Origin of the sequence: Paenibacillus sp. PvR133, from assembly GCF_017833155.1 — a bacterium.
Taxonomy (GTDB): Bacteria; Bacillota; Bacilli; order Paenibacillales; family Paenibacillaceae; genus Paenibacillus; species Paenibacillus polymyxa_B.
In genome coordinates, this window is the sequence record NZ_JAFIBS010000001.1 from 3,320,997 (window position 1) to 3,342,789 (window position 21,793).

Sequence of the window (21,793 nt, forward strand, 5' to 3'; positions counted from 1 at the left end):
CCTGGAAACACATATTGAAATAGTGCAGGCGAATCATCGTATGCTTGACATACGGAAGCTGTATCCGCGAGGGTCTTGTCCAGTCCCGTAAAGGTCTGAACCACACGCTGGATACAGCTTCTAATGCAAAGCATCCATATCTATTCAAAATCTAATTTTTATACTACAGCTTGTTACCATTTATATTTTAGATGGAGCAGGTGAGGCACTCTTCCACAGACAGCTTTTTGGTGCGTGTGTAGTATAACGATTTAAGTCCTTTGTGTGCGGCGTACAGATAGCAACGTGCTAACTGACGCGTAGTCACGTCACTGTTCACATGAAGCACGGTCGAAATTCCTTGGTCCACGTGCGGCTGGATTTCTGCAATCAGATCAAGCACTTTGAACTGATCCATTTGATAAGCGGATTTATAGAAGAACACGTTATCCTTTTGCAAATAAGGCATTGGATAGTAGGTCGTCGAATTGGCATAGGTACGGGTTTCAATCTGCTCAACAATCGGCATGACGCTGGATGTTGCATTTTGAATGTACGAAATGCTAGCAGTCGGCGCAATTGCCATACGATAGGCGTGGTACAGGCCATTTTTCATCACATCTGCTTTTAATTTGTCCCAGTCCGCTGAAGTCGGAACATAGATGCCTTTGAACAACTCTTGCACACGTGCAGTTGTCGGACGATAATCTGTGTTCAGGTATCGGTCAAAATATACGCCTGTCGCATAATCCGATTCCTCAAATCCATAAAAGCTTTGTCCAGATGCTTTCGCGATTTCCATACTCTTTTCGATGGAATGATAGTTCATCGTCATGAAGAAGGTACGGACAAAGTCTTTTGCTTCATTGCTTTCATACGCAATTTTGTTTTTGGCAAAGTAGCCGTGCAGATTCATAACACCCAGACCGACGGAGTGCATTTCACGGTTCGCTTTCGCAACACCTGGTGCATTAGCTACTTGGGTCATATCGCTGACTGAGGTGAGCGCGATCATACCCTCATGAACAGATTCGCGAATTTTACCATGTTCCATCACATTTACAATGTTCAGAGAAGCCAGATTACAGCTCACGTCCCGGCGGATAGTATCCTGTTGTCCGTAATCTGTAATTTCGGAAGTTTCCTGCAACTGGAAGATTTCCGTGCATAGGTTCGACATCTTGACTTGACCCACGTTTTTAAGAGCATGTGCCTGGTTCGCGTTACTTTTGTTCATGATATATGGATAACCAGACTCCAACTGAATCATGGCAATTTTCGTCAGCATGTCACGTGCGCTCATCGCTATTTTTTTCTTCACCCGATCGTCAGCAAGCAGCGTGTCGTACATTTCATCCAAATCCATGTCGTCCAGATGCGTTCCATAGGCTTTGAACACACTGTAAGGAGCAAATACATGCAGCGGTTCATTATCTTGAGCCAGCTTGTAAAAGCGGTTTGGCACCAGCAATCCAATAGAAAGTGTCTTGAGACGTACTCTTTCGTCAGCATTGATTTTTTTGCTATCCAGGAACTCAAGCACGTCCCATCCGAAAATGTTGTAATAGGCTGCGCCAGAACCTTTACGTTGTCCCATTTGATCTGCGTAGGAGAAGCCGTCTTCCATCAGCTTCAGCACAGGCATTATGCCTTTTGCTGCGCCTTCTACACCCTTAATCGCTTCACCGCGTGCCCGCAGCTTCGACAGATTAACGGCAACACCTCCGCCGATTTTGGACAACTGCATGCAGGTGTTCAGCACATAGTTGATTGAGTTCAGGGAGTCGTCCATTTCGAGCAGGAAGCAGGAAACCAATTCCCCACGGCGGCTTTTGCCTGCATTTAGGAAGGTTGGTGTCGCTGGCTGGAGACGTTGCTCCATCATCGAGCGGGACAACAGGCGTGCCGTATCGGCGTTACCGCGTCCTAAATGCAGCGCGACAGCAGCAACCCGGTCAGGGTAATGTTCCAGATAGACTTTACGGTCGTTACTCTTCATTGCATAGTCAGTATAAAACTTGGATGCTGCCATATAGGAAGGAAATTTAAAATTATAGCTATGAGTGATATGGAAAATATCATTAATTTCGTCAGCCGTGTAGCTGTTATAGAAATTTTCGTAATAATCATTCTCAATCATATACAGCACTTGAGCGGTTGTGTCAGCAAACTTCAAACTCCGTTCCTGAACTTCCTTCATAAATTCCGCTACAGCCTCTTGGTCCTTTTCCAATTGGAAAAAGCCGTCTGTATCGCGTTTCATCAACATGTTGTTCAATTCAATATGCCGCAACTCGGCTCACCTCCTGTTTAAAACGCTCTACATCTCCGAACGTTCCAGATAATTCAAATTTACTAATTACGGGGACATTATAGTGGTCGGCAATCAAATCCGCACTTTTGGCAAATTTCTCACCCCAGTTACGGTTGCCGCTTGCAGCTACACCAACAAGGTTTTGTGCATTTTTTTTCAAAAAGGAAGATACCCTCTCAGGTATCTGCCCAAACCCGGTTGTATATGTAATAAGTACGTAAGGTTCTTCTATAGTCATTTGCTCCTCGATCTGAACCGCTGGAAGCTTGAGCTTGTTTATAAATCTTTTTACATTGCCGGTCTTGGAATCATATGCAATCAGCATGGTATGCAACCTCCTTAAACAATTAACGAAAAAAGAAAACGGCATTGCCCGAGATCCATCATAGCTGGAAACCCTTGCTGGCTGTGCCATTTAAAATTTTTGACTCTATATTTACATGTATTTTCATACCTGTATCTTCAAGATATCGGGCATAAATACGTTTTTTACACTATATTTAGAGTACATTCTCTATTTTATATCTATATATAGTTTTGTCAATCGGTCTAGAGGGGATCAGCGGACCCAGATCGGGTATAAGTCCAAGCGGGGTACGGAAAAGAGCGAAAGAACTTTTTTTTCGTAAGTATGTTAAAAAAGTATTGGAGTTTTTGAGGGTGAAGATGTACGATTTGTCAATGGGCAATAGAATGGAAAATTTACATTTTACTGTAGAAAGGATGAAGCAGATGGGAAATGATTTTATGGAATTTCAATCGTTTAATATGATCTTTTTTATCGTATTTGGACTCATTGCTATTGTAATGATTATGGGAATTGTCAAAACGATAGGAGCGGGCCTGTCCAATCAAGCAGCCGAACGGATACAACGTTCATGTAAGGTTGTGGATAAACGGACGAGAGTGCGTGGGGGATCAGGCGATTTTTCAGCTTCGACATATTATTATATCACCTTTGAGTTTGACGGGGGTGAGCGTATGGAGCTGGAGGTGAAGGATACGGACTTTGGTATGATTGTGATCGGGGATCGTGGGGAGCTTCATTATAAAGGTACACGTTTTCTGGAGTTTGTAAGAGTAATGGAAGCATAAAGGTGTTGGCGGGGAGTTAGTATTGCCAAAACAAATACATAATTGGAGGGAAGATTACGATGCCGCATATCATTGGAAAACGAATTGTATTGAGAGAATACCGTCAAGAAGATGTACCAGCTATCCGAAAATGGGTCAATGACCCGGAAATCACACGTGGTTTAAGCGACGTGTTTATCTACCCGCATTCACAGGTGAATAGCGAATCCTTTGTGCAGATGATGATTGACGGCAACCCCGAGATCAAAGGTTTTGTCATTGCGCATAAAGACACACTGGACTATATCGGACAACTGGATTTATTTAAAATCAACTGGGTAAATCGGCACGCCACCCTTGGTGTTGTGATCGGGCGTGACGGTGACTTGGGCAAAGGCTACGGACGGGAAGCGATCCGGCTGTTACAAAAATTTGCATTTCATACACTGAATCTGCATCGGCTGGAGCTGGAGGTCTATGCGTTCAATGAACGTGCACACCGTTGCTATTTGGCATGCGGCTTCAAGGAGGAAGGGCGGCTACGGGAAAAGCTATTCAGGGAAGGGCAATACTATGACATTATTCAGATGGGGATTTTGCGAAGCGAATACGAGGCTGCAGAGCAAGCGACGGAATCCTAAGAGTGCAATCTCATAAGCTATTTTACTCCGTCAGCTTTCTTCAATTTTTTATGAGTGAAATCACGGGGACTACGCTCATCCTTTTTCTATTAGCTAAAGGACTTTCTTTGCAGAGTGCAAACTTCTTACTAGTTGTATTCTTTGTAAGTATTTTTTTGTTTGAGGTACCCACAGGGGCTATTGCAGATAAGTATGTAGAAGGGCTGAACAGCATTGTCTGTCAGCCCTATAATATTTCATTAAAAAGCAAACCCTATTTTTCGCCGTACCACAGTTTCAGGCGATTTTGGATTAGGCCAGTGTAGATTTCTTCAGCTTTTGGCACACCCGCCTGATCCAGCTCTTGGAGCATGCGGTCATACACAGCGTCGAACTGATCTGGCTTGGCGAGTACGGCCTCAGGAATCCGTTTGCGTACAATGTCCTGCGACTTCTGATAAATAACATTGTAATTCGTATTGGTCGGAACAGGCATGTTGTAGGCAGCACCCCACTCTTTTACCGGAAAATCCTTTTCGTTCGGGAACAGGTCTTTCCACGTATGGGCTTTGTATGCCTGAAGGGACTCTTTTTCGGCTTGACTATAATTTTCGGTAATCATCTCCGGATAATTGGTTGTGTAATAGTTGCCAGAAGGGTCCTTTACACTATCGCCGTAATGTGGCCCCCATATCCAATACAAACCGATACCTGACTCTCTGCTAAAAGAAGCATTATCGGTGTTTTTACGTTGTTGCACATCCGCCGGAATGACTCGTTTGCCGTTCTCTACGTTGTAATGCTGGCCTTCAATTCCCCAATTGCGTAAAATTTGTCCTTCGTCGGAGGCCAGAAAATCCAGAAACTTGATAGCTCGCACCGGATTTTCACATGAGGTTGTAATTCCGATCCCGGATGCGGTATCGAAGCCAATGGGCTGGAGGGAATGATCCTCGTATTTCTCATTTAAAGTGACTGGAAAATGGGCGTAAGTGAATTCATCTTTACCTGCTGCCTTGAGCGCATTTTCGGCATCTTGATAGTTCCATTCCTGATCAATGAGTCCGATGACACGGCCTGCGGCGATTTTGGACTTATACTGATCACTTTTTTGTACAAAAGTATCCTTATCCAACAGTCCTTCATTGTACATATGGTTCAACCAACGGAAATATTCACGTTCTTCTGGGCGCTTGTAGTGAAGAATGGCTTTGTGTGTTTTAGGATCAATATAATATTCGCCATCGTCGGGTCCACCTGTAGCAGTAACAGCCGGGTTAGTCACTGTAATTTGAATTTTCCAGTCTTCGGCATCAAGTGATAGGGGGATGGTTCGCTGGCCATTGGTGGTAGGGTATTTGGCGACATAATCTTTAAGTGCTTTTTCAAAATCTTGAACGGTGCGGATTTTAGGGTATCCGAGCTTCTTAAGTGCCTGATGCTGGATTTCGAAGCCGGCTTGTGCATCAAACGCGATGTGATCCACACCCAAATTGGTCGGGATCGTGTAGATGGCTGGATCTTCACTACTATATTTAATACGATTAAAATAGTCTCCATACACTTTCTTAATGTTAGGGCCGTATTTATCAATGAGATCTGTTAAGTCAATGAGTGCTCCGGCATCGACCAACTTGCCAATGTCTGATTTGGGGTACACGAGATCTGGATACTCTCCGCTCGCTGCCATTAAAGCAAACTTTTCCTCGCCTCGACCATTGACAGCATGTTCGGCATTTAGCGTAACGCCCGTTTTCTTGATAATTTCCTGCCCGACAGCATCCTTCATGTTGTTCCAGTTAGAGCTGGAATCACCGCCAAAGAAAGTAAATGTAATAGGGCTGGTGTCATTAGGATCTTCCTTTTCTGCCTTACTGCCTGTTCCGTTCGCACAGCCCGTTGTAACGAGCAGCAGCAAAGACAGGAGCAGGATGGAGCTCTGACGTATTGACCTGTTCATGAACATTTGCAAATCCCCCTTAATAAGTATGATTCACACAATGTAAGTGCTTTCAATAGTAAATTGTAGGAAATAAAAAACCTCACGTCAAGTTATTTATAATTGTTTGTTATGCTGTTTGTTTTTTTATTAAGCAAACATATTTTGGTGGAGGGTGTGGATTTGTACAAATCTATCATTTGATGATCTAAAACAAAGTATGCTACGATGGTACCAGTTTATAGGTACACCCGTGTATTAGAAAGATTAAGGTAGAAAAAGACTCCGAATAGGGTTGGGTGAGAAGATGCGTGGAAAAGTAACGTTGCAAGAAATTGCGGATGCGGCGGGTGTTTCAAAGTTCGCTGTTTCGCGTGCACTGTCAGGCAAACCCGGTGTAAGTGAAGAGACAAGGGCGGTTCTGGTCAAGCTTGCTGCCCAGATGGGCTATTTTCGCAGTCATCCCAAAATGACAGGGGTAGAGCCTCGGGACACAGATCCCAGAGAATGGTCAGGTACCGTGCTAGTGTTATTTCCGAATATTAGGCACCAGAACAAGGAATCCAGGTACTGGGGGCCTGTATTTGAAGGGATTTCCGAGCGTCTGAACCGAAAGGGAATGGATATGATCACGTTAACGGAGCCCTCGACTGAAGATATGTTTACTTTACTGAACCCGGAGGCGATTAAAGGGATTATCACAGTAGGGACGATTTCAACTTCGTTGTTGCTGAACATTTATCGGATGGGTATTCCGGTCGTTATGGTAGATCATTGGGATTCTGCATTTTTAAGTGATACGGTGTTTACAGATAATCGCACATGCATGAGTGAATTAATGAAGGACTTGCTGTGCAGGGGCTATACCCGCTTTCAGTTTGTGGGTCATATTGATGACGCTCACAGTTTCTACGAACGCTGGGAAGCTTGTCGTTCCACACTGGAAATGAGCGGAGTAGAATTGCGGCAGAATAAAGCCCTTCTTCACGGAGGAGCGCAGGCGCTTGCTGAGGAAATGGACAAGTTGTCTGAGGACGAACTGCCTGAGGTTTTTGTATGTGCTAATGATGTGACTGCTGCGCAAGTCGTGGATGTGCTGAAAGAAAAGGGGATTGACGTTCCGAGGCGTTGCGGAGTGACCGGGTTTGACGATACGAATGAACAAATGCCGATTTATGCCACGGTGAGAGTGGATAAGGAATTGCTGGGAATGCGTGCAGTGGACCAGTTGTTGTGGCGCATAACGAACCCGGACTCGCCTGTCGAGAAAAAATTGCTACATGCTGAGCTATTCGTACGGGAAGTTCATGCACCCCGGATCAGTCGGGAAAATGACGACCGTGAGCGTTCCATCAGCACAATCACATATAGTTAATGTCCAGGTACGTGTTATGACACCATACACCGTGGAGACGAAGGAGGTCGCTTTTAGCCTGTTTAGGGGCAGAGGGCGACTTTTATTTTGTATTTTGTCATTTGTTCCAAAAAACAATTGACTACTTTGTTAGCTTAATGTTATTTTTGTTATGTTACTGATGAATCCAGATGTTCCCAATCATGCTTATAGGGAGGCTTGTGACGATGGTTAATGTGATAGGGTTGGAGGGCTGGAGGTTTAGGGAAGCACAAAGTGATGAGTGGCTCAGCGCGAAAGTGCCGGGTTGTGTGCATACCGATCTTTTACGACATGGCAAAATTCCTGATCCGTTTATCGGTATGAACGAGATGGAGGTACAGTGGATTGATAAGCAGGATTGGGTATATGAAGCCCATTTTGAGATAAATGCAGATCAGCTTCAATGTCAATGTGTAGAGTTGGTGTTGGAAGGTCTGGACACATACGCGGATGTAAAAGTGAATGGTCAATCTGTCTTGTCAGCCAATAATATGTTTCGGGTATGGAGACAAGATGTGAAGGCATTTGTTCAGCAAGGGGAAAATCGGCTGGAAATCAGTTTTCGTTCTCCGATTGCTGAAGATGTACCCAAGCTGGAAAGCTTAGGTTATGGACTCCCTGCACCCAATGATCAGTCCGAGATAGGTGGTTTGTCCGACAAAAAGGTAAGCGTTTTCGCACGTAAGGCTCCCTACCACTATGGTTGGGATTGGGGACCGAGGCTGGTGACGAGCGGTATCTGGAGAGAGGTCCGGATCGAAGCGTGGTCCGGTCTGATCGTGAGAGACTTGTTTATTCGACAGGACGAGGTGAATTCGGTAGGGGCTAAACTCATGGCAGTGGTAGAGATCGAAAATGCAGATGAGATTAGAGATGCCAAGTTGCGTATTTCCGTTGACGGGAAGGTGTGGTCCAAGCCAGTTCGGCTGCTGAAGGGGAAGCAGACGGTGGATCTGGAGCTGGAGATGAAGAAGCCGAAGCTGTGGTGGTGCCGTGGGCTGGGGGAGCCGCATCTATATACGTTTGTGGCCGAATTGGTGGAACAAGAACAAGGAGCTGTAATCGCGGAAAAATCAGTAAAAACGGGACTGCGTTCCATCCGTCTTGTACGTGAACGGGATGCAGCAGGAGAGAGCTTTTATTTTGAGCTGAACGGAATTCCAGTGTTTGCAAAAGGGGCTAACCATATTCCGAATGACAGTTTTGTCACTGAAGTTACGATGGAACGATATCGGTATGAAATTGCCAGTGCAGCCGCCTCGAATATGAATATGTTGCGGGTGTGGGGTGGCGGTATTTATGAACAAGACGTATTTTATGAGCTTTGTGATGAATACGGTTTGCTCGTGTGGCAAGATTTTATGTTCGCCTGCAGCATGTACCCAGCGGATGAGGATTTTATGGACAATGTGGCACAGGAAGCCGAGGACAATATCAAGCGGCTGCGTCATCACCCCTGCATTGCCTTATGGTGCGGCAACAATGAGATCGATTCTGCATGGGCGCATTATGAAGAGAATGGAGGCTGGGGCTGGAAAAAGGACTACACACCTGAGCAACGGGAGCGCCTGTGGGATGATTATGAAACGCTCTTTCATCGGATTCTACCGGAGGCGGTACACACCTGGTCTGCGCAGACGGCATATTGGCCCTCCTCCCCACTGATTGACCTGACGAGAGATCGGAACCAGCATGCCCATCGGTCTTCAGCTGCAGGTGATATTCATTATTGGGGTGTATGGCACGCGTCTGAGCCGTTTGAGAATTACCATGTCCATGTGGGTCGTTTTATGAGTGAATATGGTTTTCAGTCCTTTCCTGAATACAAGTCCGTTCGTACTTATGCGGAAGAGAAGGATTTGGAGCTGGAATCTGCGGTGATGCTGGCACATCAGAAGAACGATGCGGGCAATCGTCTGATTAAAGAATATATGGGACGGTACATGCGAGAGCCAAAGGATTTTACAAGTTTTCTTCCCATGAGCCAAATTTTACAGGCAGAAGCAATGAAAGCAGCTATAGAGGCGCATCGTCGTCACAAGCCCTATTGCATGGGAACATTATACTGGCAAATGAATGACTGCTGGCCCGTTGCCTCCTGGTCGAGTATGGACTATTTTGGTCGTTGGAAGGCGTTCCAATATACGGCTAAGCGCAGCTTTGCCGATGTGCTGTTGAGTGCAACAGATACAGAACAGGGGAATAAGGCACTGCATCTGGTCAACGATACACTAGAGCCGATATCAGGTACGCTGCGGCTGACGCTTTTGCATATCCGTAGCAGCCAGGCTATTCATGAAGAGAATGTTAAGGTAAAGCAACCAGCAGGCGGTGCAGGAATTGTACATATACTGCCTATCGACAAATGGCTGAGTGGCCTGAAGCGGGCGGAGCATATGCTGGTCGCGCGTCTGACGCAGAATGGTGAACAGGTGGCCTCTGGTGAAATTTATTTTGCAGACACAAAAGAGATGGATTTACCGCAGGCAAAAATTGAAGTGACAGAGATTCAGGGAAGTGGAGGCAGCAGATTCATGCTGTGTTCGGATGTACTTGCTAGACACGTGTGGCTATCGGCAGAGCAGGAAGGTATTTTCAGCGACAACCATCTGGATCTGGCTCCTGGTATTCCAAAAACAGTGGAATTTTTGGCCTTGCGCAACGGTTCATCAGCATTTGTGACAGCTGCGCCGGGTACATTGACAGTACATTCATTGGTCAATTGGATACAAGGTTAGACAACAGTAAAAGCTTATCCGTCTTTAAGTAGATGATGGATAGGCTTTTTTATAATATAAATTTATTTTATGATATGTAGAGCGTTTTCATAATGTTAATATACATAACAAAAGAGGGTTTTCGACTTAAGTGATAACAGATCATTTGTAAGAAATCTATCTATTTAGCATCTAATTTTGGTAGAATAGGTTCAAAGTATAATCAAATCCGCATTAAAACTGACATCACGAGTATGCTTAGTGTTAAGCGAAGCCCTATAGAGAGGGTCATGAAAGCATTAGGCGGCAGGGGGAGGACATGATGCGAAAGAGCTGGTACAGGAGATTGCTTTTTTCCTATTTCCCGATTTTTATGTTAACGGTGTCGATCCTCATTTTTTTATCCTTCCTGATTGTAAACGAAATATCGCGCAATGAAACTGGAAAGGCGAATCGGATTACAACCGGATTTGTGCTGGACAGTGTGGAGAAGTCGCTGACAAAGGTAGAAATGGACGTATTAAGCGAGGCGGAGACGAACAAGAGCTACAGTTCTTTTCTGAATGGGCAGGCGCAAAGTGGCAGCACGATGCTGTATGGGCTGGTTGGAAGCCTACGCGCGCTTAAGGATAATCATGAACTGGTACATTCCGTTTATATTTATCGAACGAAGGATCACACGGTGTTAACGAGAAGTGGACTTCAGGATGCTTCGACATTCGGTGATTATCCGTATATTGAGCAGGCTCTTCGGTCGGAGGATCGGCAGTGGTCACCTGTGCGGGAATGGACGGAGCCGGGAACACATACGTCAGGACGTGTGATTTCGATGCATAAGCGCCTCCCGTTGCCTTTTGGAGGACAAGGGCTGCTGGTAATCAATATCGGTGTGTATCCGTTGCGGCAAATGATTGGTCAAATGACGAATCCGACAGTTTCCTATTTGGTGATTAATGATGCTAGCGGTCAAACCATTTATCCAGCTGCATCCGGTACAAAAGATGCTGTAAAAGCAGAGGACGGGCAGCAACTGACTCATCTGATGTCCCCCCGGCTGGGATGGAGTTTTGAAAGTGGTATTCGTGCCGGACAGTTGTTCGAGTGGGTGTCTGTTATCTCTTACGTCTGGATTGTAGTTGGATTGGCTGTTGTTATATTAGCGGTGATCTACATTATTTATGTGACCCGCAGAAATTACAGGCCAATTCAGCTGATGATGCAGCGTATTCAACAACTGCCCAGCCGTCCGGGTGAGGAAAACAACAAGGACGAGCTGTGGATGATTGATCATGCGTTGCAAAGTCTGATTCGGCAAACGATTGATTATGAACAGCAGGAGCATGCGAATATACTCATTCGGCGGCGGCAGCTGTTCCTTGATCTTATGGAAGGTACAGGCACCGAAACGGTAGAGCTTCGGCTGAATGATCTTTCTCCTTTTGCGGATGGCGGGAAGAGAGGTGTTACTCTGGTTTATGCTGTCATGGTGGTAGAGTTGCACGATCTGGATCTGCCACAGACAGCAGACGGTAGCAGACATTTAGAGGATCATGGGGGCGAAGATCAGCGTTTAAGCCTGTCGTTGCTTGGTGTGGTACAGGAACTAGCAGCTACCTATGGATGGCAGGGCTGGGCAGAATGGATGAGTCGTAAAAGAATTTCCATTTTATTGCGGAAAGAGGTAGATGATGGGGAAGGCTTACTGGGTGTGAAGCTGCAAGAAATGGCACAAACAGGCTGTGAGTGGCTGCATGGGCATCTGGGTGTACAGCTCACGATTGGGATAGGCGGCCAGATTCATGAGTTGGCGCATGTTCAGGATTCCTATCGGTCCGCCATTTCTGCTCTGCGGTACCGGTTAACGCTTGGAGTGCGTGATATTGTAACCAGTGAACAGGTTCCGCAGGCTGATGACATTCCATTATACTCCTATTTGCCGCTGATTTCGGAGACGATTCGTTCTTTTCGGCTGGCGAGCCACGATTGGCGTGTACAGCTGGAAGGACTATTTGGGGCAATGGAAACAGACAAGCTGAAGGATGGAGATATTTTAACGGTAATGCAGTGGCTGCAAGAGCTATTGGAACGAGAAATGCGTGAGATGAAGGATGTATCGGGGGCACTGGATCGTTATTTTAACGGGCCGGAAGCAGAACGATGGAAATCTGAGGTCGAGTCTGCTTCTTCATTGGCTGTGATGCATACGCTAATGCTGGAGCACATGACCACTGTGTATCGGACTTACGTTGCCGCCAGTGAAACCAAAAGCTACCGGGCTATGGTTAGCGAAATGAAGCAATATATTGAAGAGCACTATACGAATCCGGATTTATCGTTAAATCATTTGAGTGAACGTTTTGATGTGTCACCTAAATATGCTAGTCATCTATTTAAAACAGAATTTGATATGAAATTCGTCGATTTTTTGACCCGGCTCCGTATGAATCATGCCCAGCAAATGCTGTGTAACACGACCGAGACGGTTCAGCATATTGCGACTCAGGTTGGTTATGCCAATTCGATTACCTTTGGGCGGGTATTTAAGCGGGTAGTCGGCGTAACGCCGGGAGATTATCGCAAGCTGAGATTAAAACCGGAGGATTCATTAACAGGGGGAGCGCTATAGGCGCTCGCCTTTTTTGTTTTTTTCATTAAAAGGGGGAGTAAAGCGCGTCAGTTTATGGGGCGGAATTTAGTTTATTGCGGCACAGGTGTTCAAATGCGATACTTATGTCCATATCTTGAACCTACAGGGCGTCAACAGCCGATGTATTGGCAGGCATGATGGCGAACCGGAATGACGGAGGATGGCTATGGCGGACATGTATGTACAAAAGCAACACAGGGATGAGCCGAAGGCTTCCGGCTGGGCCGCAGGCATTGATGTTGGCGGGACGAAGACGCTGATCTGTATCGGCACAGCGGAACAGCAAGTAGTGGTGAGGCATAAATTTCCGACGGTTCATACGAACGATGCCCATTTTTTCTTTGAGAGTCTATTCGAGGAGCTGGAACATTGTCTAAAACAGGAAGGCTTGTCGCTGGCACAGTTAAAAGGCATAGGTATCGGTTTCCCCGGTGTGGTAGATAACGATAGCGGAACGATTACCCACGCCCCGGCAATTCCATGGAGTGTTCAAGATCGTATACATGGCGACAGTACGCATGGCGGTAATGCGCATGAAAGTATACGATCTATCGTTGCACACCGATACAGTGGTCGCTTGGTGCTGGATAATGATGTGAATATGGCTGCTTTGGGAGAACAATGGTTAGGGGCAGCTCGGGGATTACGGCATGTGATGATGATAACGGTGGGAACAGGTATCGGTTGTGGTCTTATTTTAAATGGAGAGATGTATAAGGGAGCCGCAGGCGGAGCAGGTGAGATGGCTTACTGGATTGCAGGCGAGGAACAGGCATGGCAAGCAGCAAAACAGAAAGGGACGGACGAGTTCGGTGTGTTCGAATCTTTGACATCGGGTACAGCGATAACGCGCAGTGTAAAATCAGCACTCGCCTCTGGCATACCAGGAACACACATGATCCAGCTGGCAGGAGGAAACAGGGACGAGGTAGGGGCGAGACATGTTTTGCAAGCGGCGTCCGAAGGTGATGTAGAAGCACGGATGATTTTAGAGCCTGCACTAGTGCATATGGCGATGGCTTTGACGAATGTGATCAGCCTGCTGAACCCGGAAATGATCGTTGTAGGTGGCGGTGTAGCAGAAGGTAACACGTATTATTTGGATGAAATTCGGCAAAGAGTAGCCTTATGGACGGATATTCCTTGTACTATTGTACCTGCTGGTCTGGGGAATGAAGCCGGGGCCATCGGAGCATTGGCTACGATTCTGGGCAGCTCGGTACGCTAAACAACAGGGAGGTTTCCAGATGGTAGGCTCACAAATGCTGAAGCTACGAAGCTTCTATTTGTTTATTGGCTTGGCAGGGGGCATGTTTAATCCATATTTGACACTACTGCTGGTTCAGAATGGATTGACGAGCAGCAGTGTCGGTGTTCTGATGGCGATTGGTACGCTGGTATCCATTTTGGTTCAGCCGATATGGGGAATTATTGTGGATCAATATCGTCAAATGCGGCTGGTGCTCATTTTGAGTGTAGCGGTTCCGGGAATTATGGCCGTATGTTATCAGTCGGAGCGTTTTGTTCTGATGGCGCTTGTGTATTCCACTATGGCAATATTTACGGCAACGCAGGCGCCGATTGCGGATTCCTATGCGATTGTGGCGGCCAAGAAGGCAGGAACGACCTATGGCAGTATACGATTTATGGCGAGTATAGGCAATGCGGTGGGCGGTTACGCCGGGGGGCTATTTGTATCGCTGTTATCTGTGACTATGATGTGGGTACCTTTTTTGGTGCTGAACAGTCTTGCGGCCCTGACGGCGCTGGCGTTGCCGAAAAATACGGAGGAAGATCTCGTGCTGCGCAAATCGTTTTCGGACGGCATTGGTCAATTGATACGCAACAGGACATTTTTAATATTTTTGGGGGGCAGTTTTTTAGTAAATCAGACGTTAACTGCATTCAACACCTATTTTGTATTGGCCTTTAAGATGTCGGGAGGACTTACGAGTTTGGTCGGGGTTGCTCTGCTGATTGCGTCCATTACGAATGTCCCCTCCATGCTGCTCGCTTCACGAGTGATTCGAAAGATTGGGTTAGAGAGAACTCTTTTGCTAGGGGCAGTCGCTTATATGATTCGATGGGGAATTCAATTAGCTTTTCCCGACCCTACTGTTATGATTGCTGTGCAGGTGCTGCACGGATTGTCATTTGGTTTTTTCTACATCGCAGCGGTCGAGTATGTTTCACATGTAACTGAAAAGGATATGCAAGCGACCGGACAAAGCGTGTTCAATATGGTATTTGCCGGGCTGGCAGGGATTGTAGGTAATTTGTTAAATGGCTTTCTTCTTCACGCTGGAGGGCCGCAATTAATGAACCTGGCGTGTCTGATCAGCGCAACCTTGGGGGCATTAATGATGGTTTATGTATCACGTAGCCGTAAGGATGGGAAAACAGGGAAGGTACGCAAACTATCCATGAGCCTCCCTTCAGAGACTTCACAGTAGGAGTAGTGACATTAGTATTTCATTGAAATTAACAAAATGTAGTGTGAGCATCGAATCCCTGATGAGGGTGAGGATGCTCTTTTTTTAGTGCGAAAAACTTTTAAATCACGTGATATGGAACTATAGCTCACACAAAACGAATAAAGAAAATGGTTTATTCACAGGAAAATAGTGATTTTTAATAAGAGTAAGCGCTTCATCATGTTCAGTAATCGCTTTCAATCAACCGGTTTATGATTGGGAAACTAGTTTATTGTCAGTTTTCCTGCGGTCATGTCATACTAAGGCACATCCCGGACCAAAAGGGACAGACTCATGCCGATGCATGAAATGTCATAACCTCCTCCTCAGAAGAGGCGACGAACGGGAAAAGCAGACAAAGGGGTGTTCAGGAATGAGTGGGAATAAGGCTGGAGGAACATTGAAGAAGCTTCGTCTGCTGCTTGCAGCTACGGTTGCACTGTCGGTTGTATTGAGTGGATGCTCGTCGGGTGAGGCGGACAAGGCTTCGACCGCTACCGGAAACAAGGGTGGTTCATTGAAGGTTGAAATTTTTGACAGAGGCAATACACCTCAGGGCTATACCATTACTGACAGCTATTTAACCCGTTATGCAAAAGAAAACTTTGGCAAACCCAACGATATTGATCTGACGTACGTGCCCGTTCAGCGCTCCGAAGAAGTTACCAAGCTGAATGTTCTGATGGCTAGCGGTGGTGATGTACCTGATATCGTGTTCACTTATGATTCCGGAACCTTTGAACGGTATGCGGAGCAGGGTGGACTGACAGACTTGACCCCTCTGCTGAATGAGTACGGCCCAAATCTTAAAAAATTCCTCGGTGAAGATACGCTCAGCTACGGTCAGGTGGGGGGCAAGCAGTTCGCCATTCCCGGCAAACGTACCATCTTAGGGAAATATTCCTCTTTTATTCGTCAGGATTGGCTCGATACGCTGAATATGCCTGTTCCTAAAACGACAGACGAACTATACAACACGCTAAAAGCGTTCAAGGAAAAAGACCCCGGCAAGACCGGCGGTAAGGTCGTTCCGCTGGGAATGACGATGGAGCCGGGGCAATATGATCCGCTGTTGTGGTCTTTTATTAAGCCAGTGACAGATGAGCAGAAATATACGCTAACCCAAGAGCTGGGTTCCCGTGACTATCCAATCCTGCTACCTGGATTCAAGGATGGAGTTCAGTTTATGAACAAGCTTTACAATGAGAATCTGATCAGCAAGGACTTTGGTCTGGATAAGGACAAAAAACAGCTGACTCAGGATATTCAAAGCGGAAATACCGGTTTTTTCAGTGAAGATTACGACAACATCTATTATAACGACTCCGCCTATCCGAATCTGTTGGCTAACCAGTCCGCAGCGAAGCTGACTCCAATGGACCCTTATACCAACAGTGAGGGTAAGCACGCCAAGCCAGAATTTGCATCCAATGGACTCTACATTATGGTACCTAAATCCAGTGAGCATGCGATTGAGGCGATCAAGTATCTCGACTGGATGTCTTCCGAGAAGGTGCTGCTTGAAATGCAAAATGGTGTGGAAGGCGAGAACTATACCTTGAAAGACGGAATTCCAGTTGCCAAGGAGAAACCGACACAAGAAGCGCAGGATCGTATCTATAATCAGGGTGATGTGGTCATTATTGCGAATGGCAAGATTGCAGGAGACGATAACAAAAACAAGGAAGCCTTTGTTTTGGGCATGCCGTCCCAATTCCAGGAGGATGTTCGCAAGGCGATGGATATTTCCAACACGGACACAATTTCACCAGTGAAATTTGACCATCCGATTAAAGCCGAGTCAAAATACAGTAACTCATTGCTGGATAAGTTTGACGAAATGGTCGTTAAATCCGTGATGGTGCCTCCGGCGCAGTTTGATGCAACATTCGAAGCGGCGTTGAAGGATTATATGGTGAGCGGTGGTCAAGCGATATTGGATGAGCGTACCGAAGCTTATAAGGCCATGACAGGCAAGTAAGAAGGCGGAAAGTAAAGGAGGAGACAGCGCATGAAAGGGAACGTTTACTTCCGCAGATATTGGCAATTATACGCGTTGCTTGTGCTGCCCCTGGCCTACTTCATTGTGTTCAAATATGGTCCGATGTGGGGAGTACAGATCGCGTTTAAGGATTTCAACTTTTTTCAGGGAATTACAGGGAGTGAGTGGATCGGGTTCGATGCGTTTAGAGAAGTGTTTCGTATGGATGATTTTTATCGAACGCTGCGCAATACCATCGTGCTAAATCTGCTTGATTTGCTGGTATCTTTTCCAGCACCTTTAATCTTGGCGATTTTGCTCTATGAAATGAAAGTAGTCTGGTTTAAAAAGCTGTCACAAACGATTTTGTACGTTCCCCATTTTATTTCGTGGGTGATTATTGGCGGGATTGTGTACCAGGTGTTTGGTACGCAGTCCGGCATGATCAACAATGTGCTTACTTCGCTCGGGTTTCAGGCGATTCCATTTTTGACAGATAAAAATGACTGGGTACTCACCTACCTGCTGACAGGGGTGTGGCAAAGTGCAGGCTGGGGAACGATTTTGTACCTCGCTGCCTTGACTGGGATTAACCGGGAATTGTTCGAAGCTGCCGAGGTAGATGGTGCAGGACGCATGAAAAGAATTTGGTACATTACGATCCCTGGCATGAAAACGACAATTGCTACGCTGCTTATCATTAATTTGGGTAATATGATCACTATTGGCTTTGATCGTCCTTATGTAATTGGAAATGTGGCGGTTCGAGATTATTCCGATGTACTTAGCACGTTCGTGTATCGCATCGGGATGGAATCCGGGCAATATACGCTGGCAACGGTGGTAGGCCTGTTCCAAGCTGTGGTTGGTCTCATCTTCGTATTAGGCGCTAACTATGCCTCCAAGAAACTGACAGATGAAAGTATTATGTAAAGGAGCTGACAATCTGATGAGTGAACGTACTGCAAATCGCACCTTTGATATCGTAACCACCGTGTTGGTGGCTGTGGCTGTACTACTGTGCTTGGCCCCGTTTATTCACATTTTGTCTATTTCCTTTAGCTCGAACCGGGCCATTACATCCGGGGAAGTTACTTTGTTCCCAGTAGAGTTCAATTTGAAGGCATACGGAAAGGTCTTTTCTGATATGAGCATGATCCGTTCGCTCGGGTTTACAGTTATGCTGACGCTGATCACGACAGTGCTGAGTATGTTAATGACAATTATCGCAGCATATCCATTAACAAAGAAACACCTAAGAGGTCGTAAAACGATTATGTTCATTATTGTAGTAACGATGTTTTTCAGCGGCGGCATCATTCCTGAATACATTCTGGTGCGCGACTTACATTTGTTGAATAATATGTGGTCCCTTATTTTACCAGGGCTGATCAGCCCGTTTTATCTGATTATTTTGATTTCCTTTTTTAATGGGATTCCAGAAAGCTTGGAAGAAGCAGCAGAAGTCGATGGCAGCAGCCAGTTCGGCACTTTGCTTCGGATTGTACTACCGCTGTCCTTGCCTGTGCTGGCGACATTAAGCCTGTTTTACGGTGTTGGCCGTTGGAACGGATTTCAGGATACGCTGATGTATATTCAAAACCCCGATTTGTTCCCGTTACAGCTCAAGCTGTATCAAATGATTCAAAATAATATGGTATCCGAGCTAACCAGGCTGGAAGGAGCCAGTGGCGCGAGAATTACGCCTGAAGGGTTGAAGGCAGCAAGTGTCATTTTTGCAACGGTTCCAATTCTGCTAGTGTATCCGTGGCTGCAAAGATATTTTGTCAGCGGCGTGATGGTGGGAGCGGTGAAAGGGTGATGATAATGAAGGCGAAGGGGGAATATTCCTTTTCCACCTGTTGGAATATTAAAAAGCATACGGTCGGCCGAGAACTTGTAGAGGAAATCCGTCAGTTGGGCTTTAGCAGGGTGGAGTTGAACTATAACATTACCCGGGAAATGCTGACGACGATTGAGCCTATGATTGAGCGGGGAGAAATCGGCATATCGAGTGTGCATAATACATTTCCTCATACACCAGACCCGGATTACGGCACGGATTCCGTTCTGCTCGGGTTTGACGATGAAAGCAAGCGACAACGTGCGATAGAGCTGTTGGTGCAATCTGCGGAATATGCGCATCGTTATGGTGCAAAAGCGGTAGTTGTGCATCCCGGAGAGGTTCCATTTCCATATGATATCAGTGAGGAACTAGAGGATATTTTCAATGAGCAGGGCAGGAATTCTGCTGCTTATCAAACGTTGTGGGGCCAAATGCTGGAGCGTCGGAATTCACTGAGTGGGCACTATGTACAACGCATCCGTGATAGTCTGGAAGAGGTATGTGACCGCATCGCATCCAAGGGATATGATGTAGCCATTGGCATTGAAACGCGTTCACGTTGCTATCAGATGCCTACGTTGCAGGAGGCAAAGACGATTATAGATCGTTTGAAGGGTGCACCTGTCTATCTGTGGTATGACATTGGACACGGTATGATTATGGACCGAATGGGACTGTACGACAACGCCAAGGAAGCCAATGAAATGATCGACTATATTCTCGGTGTTCATATTCATGAAACCATTGGATTATCTGATCACTGGTGCCCTTATATTCATAGCGGTGATCTGGAGTTCTTTGATCGTTTCGTGAATATTATCCGGCAGGCCCCTATTAAGGTTTATGAGCTGAAAGCAGCTTGTCAGCCGGAGGATATTGAACGTAGCCATGAGTTGCTGACAAGTAAGATAGCGAAGCTTCAGCCGCAAGGATGATAAACGATTATGCATATTACAGGGGTTGAGAGGAATGTATAGTAAAATCGTAGCGATCAACGATGCCTGGGTAAAACCAGGTATGGACCATCAGGTGCTGGATGCTGACAGCCGTTATTACGGCGGAGTGACTGATGATGAGAATGGAATCGCCTGGCCTAATCATTCGGTCGGTACTCCTGCCGCAATGGCGATCTGGGCGGCAGCGCTCGTCAATCCGGATTCTGCATATTATCGGAATGAGGATGTACTCATCCGACTGGAGCTGGCTGTGCAGTACATGCTACGTGTGCAGCATGAGGACGGTTCTATTTCACCGGGCTGGACCAATTTTCACTCGCCACCGGATACAGCGTTCGTGGTGGTAGGCTACGCCCAGGTCTATCAGCTGCTGGTTGGTGACGACTGGCTGGAGCTGCGTCGGGTGATTGATGCGATCCGCTTGTTTCTGGAGCGGACGATTCCGGTCATGCTGACCGGAGGTTGCCATACGCCAAATCACCGTTGGGTATTGTGTGCTGCGCTGGGATTTCTACATGAGCTGTTTAATCTACCCGAGGCACTCGTGCGGGCCGAGGCTTGGCTAGCCGAAGGGCTGGACGGGACACCAGATGGCGAATGGACGGAGCGCAGCAACGGAATTTATAATGCCGTTAGCGATATTATGCTGATTCATGCTGCCCGATTATTAAAACAGCCGGAGCTACTAGAGTCGGTGCGCCGTAATTTACGCATGATGGTGTACCTTGTCCATCCTGATGGCGAAGTGGTCACAGAGTATTCAGGGAGACAGGATTTTGGGGTGATCCTGAACTTATCTTCTTATCTTCTACCATATGCCATGCTGGCTACAGAGGATGAGGACGCTATATTTGAAGCGATGGCTGTCGCCGCTATTCAAGTCATGGATCATCCTGGCGGTGCTCCTATCAATGCGGCTGTGCGCTTTTTACTAGATCCGCGTTTGCAAACTCGTGAAGTATTGCCAGCTACATTACCTGTCACCTATAACCAACTACTGAACGGAGACTTCCCAAGGGCTGACTATCTGAGTCGAATGGATGAGGCAGGCCATCACCAGCAGATTTATCATAGCCGACTGCATACGGACTTTGGCGCGCCAGTCGTTCGATATCGGCAGGAGGATACCAGTGCCACACTGATGACCGAGGCTTCATCGTTCCTATCGTTGCGGCACGGAGATGCACGATTATTGGCGGTTCAGGCTGCATCGTATTTCTCGCCTGGTTTTGTACCCATGCAGAAGCTGACAGCTCACGAACATGGTTGGACTCTGTCGGGCACACAGGTCAAAGGTTATTATGGCCCTGTAGCGACCTTAGATCTGCCGCCTACCTCGCAGGAGGAAGTCAGTCCGTGGTACTTGCTTCCGCATCACAAACGGCCATTAACCCATGAACAAAAGCATGAAATTCGGGTCGATGTGGATCGTCAGGGTGATGTGTGGACGCTTCGTTTTCGCTCAGAGGGTCCAGTAGATTGCATGACACAGATTCGATTTATTTTTGGGCGCGAAGGACGCTTCACTTGCGGGGAATATCGGCTGGTTAACGAAACGATTCAATGTTGGACTGGCGGTATGGCGCGCTATGAATCTGGGAATGCGTGGTTTGAGTTGATGGGAACAACCGTAGAGCATATGGCTAATTCCGTAAGGGGAGCCACTCTCCCCATGGATTGCCATACATTGCTGGTCAACTGGATGGCTCCGTTTGATCAGACGATCCACATTCGTATGTCGCCTTTACCTGTGAGTGAAGTCTAAAACACAGTAAGCATCTATTTTTCGGGGATGAGGTCAATTCCCGGAGAACAGATGTTTTTTTATGTTCATTTATGTAGAGGTAGAG

The 21,793-nt window shown here is 46.5% G+C and carries 15 protein-coding genes; 12 read left to right on the plus strand and 3 right to left on the minus strand.

Translation table 11 applies throughout. The features are described 5' to 3' along the window. Positions 1-187: 187 nt before the first annotated feature. Positions 188-2,272 (minus strand): class 1b ribonucleoside-diphosphate reductase subunit alpha, encoded by a 2,085-nt coding sequence (gene nrdE, locus JOE49_RS14750; RefSeq protein ID WP_209941668.1) that lies wholly within the window; start codon positions 2,270-2,272, stop codon positions 188-190. Next, on the minus strand, positions 2,259-2,618 hold the full coding sequence (nrdI, locus tag JOE49_RS14755) for a class Ib ribonucleoside-diphosphate reductase assembly flavoprotein NrdI (RefSeq protein ID WP_016819181.1): 360 nt from the start codon (positions 2,616-2,618) through the stop codon (positions 2,259-2,261). Before nrdI ends, nrdE begins: the two co-directional genes overlap by 14 nt. Before the next feature lie 407 nt (positions 2,619-3,025). Here nrdI and JOE49_RS14760 point away from each other — a divergent pair, with 407 nt between their 5' ends. Together JOE49_RS14760 and JOE49_RS14765 are read left to right on the plus strand one after the other, a co-directional pair. Continuing rightward, entirely contained in the window at positions 3,026-3,388 is a 363-nt protein-coding gene (locus tag JOE49_RS14760; protein ID WP_023988085.1) for a DUF2500 domain-containing protein, read from the plus strand. Between the two features lie 59 nt (positions 3,389-3,447). After that, positions 3,448-4,008 carry a GNAT family N-acetyltransferase gene (locus JOE49_RS14765; RefSeq protein ID WP_160789685.1) on the plus strand — a complete coding sequence of 187 codons (561 nt, stop codon included), beginning with the start codon at positions 3,448-3,450 and terminating at the stop codon, positions 4,006-4,008. Between the two features lie 253 nt (positions 4,009-4,261). On the opposite strand, the gene JOE49_RS14770 is transcribed toward JOE49_RS14765, so the two are convergent. Beyond that, positions 4,262-5,953, minus strand: coding sequence for an ABC transporter substrate-binding protein (locus JOE49_RS14770; RefSeq protein WP_209941670.1), 1,692 nt, complete (start codon positions 5,951-5,953; stop codon positions 4,262-4,264). Positions 5,954-6,233: 280 nt separating this feature from the next. Between JOE49_RS14770 and JOE49_RS14775 the strand changes: the two genes are divergently transcribed. The 10 genes from JOE49_RS14775 (at position 6,234) to JOE49_RS14820 (ending at position 21,708) form a co-directional block, all read left to right on the plus strand. After that, positions 6,234-7,301, plus strand: coding sequence for a LacI family DNA-binding transcriptional regulator (locus JOE49_RS14775; RefSeq protein ID WP_209941672.1), 1,068 nt, complete (start codon positions 6,234-6,236; stop codon positions 7,299-7,301). A 206-nt stretch (positions 7,302-7,507) separates the two neighbouring features. Next, the gene (locus tag JOE49_RS14780) at positions 7,508-10,060 is read left to right on the plus strand and encodes a beta-mannosidase (protein WP_209941674.1); all 2,553 of its coding nucleotides are present in this window, start codon (positions 7,508-7,510) and stop codon (positions 10,058-10,060) included. Between the two features lie 298 nt (positions 10,061-10,358). Further along, positions 10,359-12,665: a helix-turn-helix domain-containing protein gene (locus JOE49_RS14785; protein ID WP_209941675.1), complete on the plus strand. Its 2,307-nt coding sequence runs from the start codon at positions 10,359-10,361 to the stop codon at positions 12,663-12,665. 187 nt (positions 12,666-12,852) lie between these two features. Then, the gene (locus JOE49_RS14790) at positions 12,853-13,914 is read left to right on the plus strand and encodes an ROK family protein (RefSeq protein WP_023988091.1); all 1,062 of its coding nucleotides are present in this window, start codon (positions 12,853-12,855) and stop codon (positions 13,912-13,914) included. Positions 13,915-13,933: 19 nt separating this feature from the next. Beyond that, positions 13,934-15,139, plus strand: a complete 1,206-nt coding sequence (locus tag JOE49_RS14795) for an MFS transporter (protein WP_023988092.1) — start codon at positions 13,934-13,936, stop codon at positions 15,137-15,139. 394 nt (positions 15,140-15,533) lie between these two features. Further along, entirely contained in the window at positions 15,534-17,141 is a 1,608-nt protein-coding gene (locus JOE49_RS14800) for an extracellular solute-binding protein (protein WP_209941677.1), read from the plus strand. 30 nt (positions 17,142-17,171) lie between these two features. Beyond that, positions 17,172-18,074, plus strand: a complete 903-nt coding sequence (locus JOE49_RS14805; protein ID WP_025721738.1) for an ABC transporter permease — start codon at positions 17,172-17,174, stop codon at positions 18,072-18,074. A gap of 16 nt (positions 18,075-18,090) precedes the next feature. Further along, positions 18,091-18,963, plus strand: coding sequence for a carbohydrate ABC transporter permease (locus tag JOE49_RS14810; RefSeq protein ID WP_209941679.1), 873 nt, complete (start codon positions 18,091-18,093; stop codon positions 18,961-18,963). Beyond that, on the plus strand, positions 18,960-19,922 hold the full coding sequence (locus JOE49_RS14815) for a sugar phosphate isomerase/epimerase family protein (protein ID WP_481856236.1): 963 nt from the start codon (positions 18,960-18,962) through the stop codon (positions 19,920-19,922). Before JOE49_RS14810 ends, JOE49_RS14815 begins: the two co-directional genes overlap by 4 nt. A 34-nt stretch (positions 19,923-19,956) precedes the next feature. Next, positions 19,957-21,708, plus strand: a complete 1,752-nt coding sequence (locus JOE49_RS14820; protein ID WP_209941681.1) for a hypothetical protein — start codon at positions 19,957-19,959, stop codon at positions 21,706-21,708. The last annotated feature ends 85 nt before the right edge of the window (positions 21,709-21,793 follow it).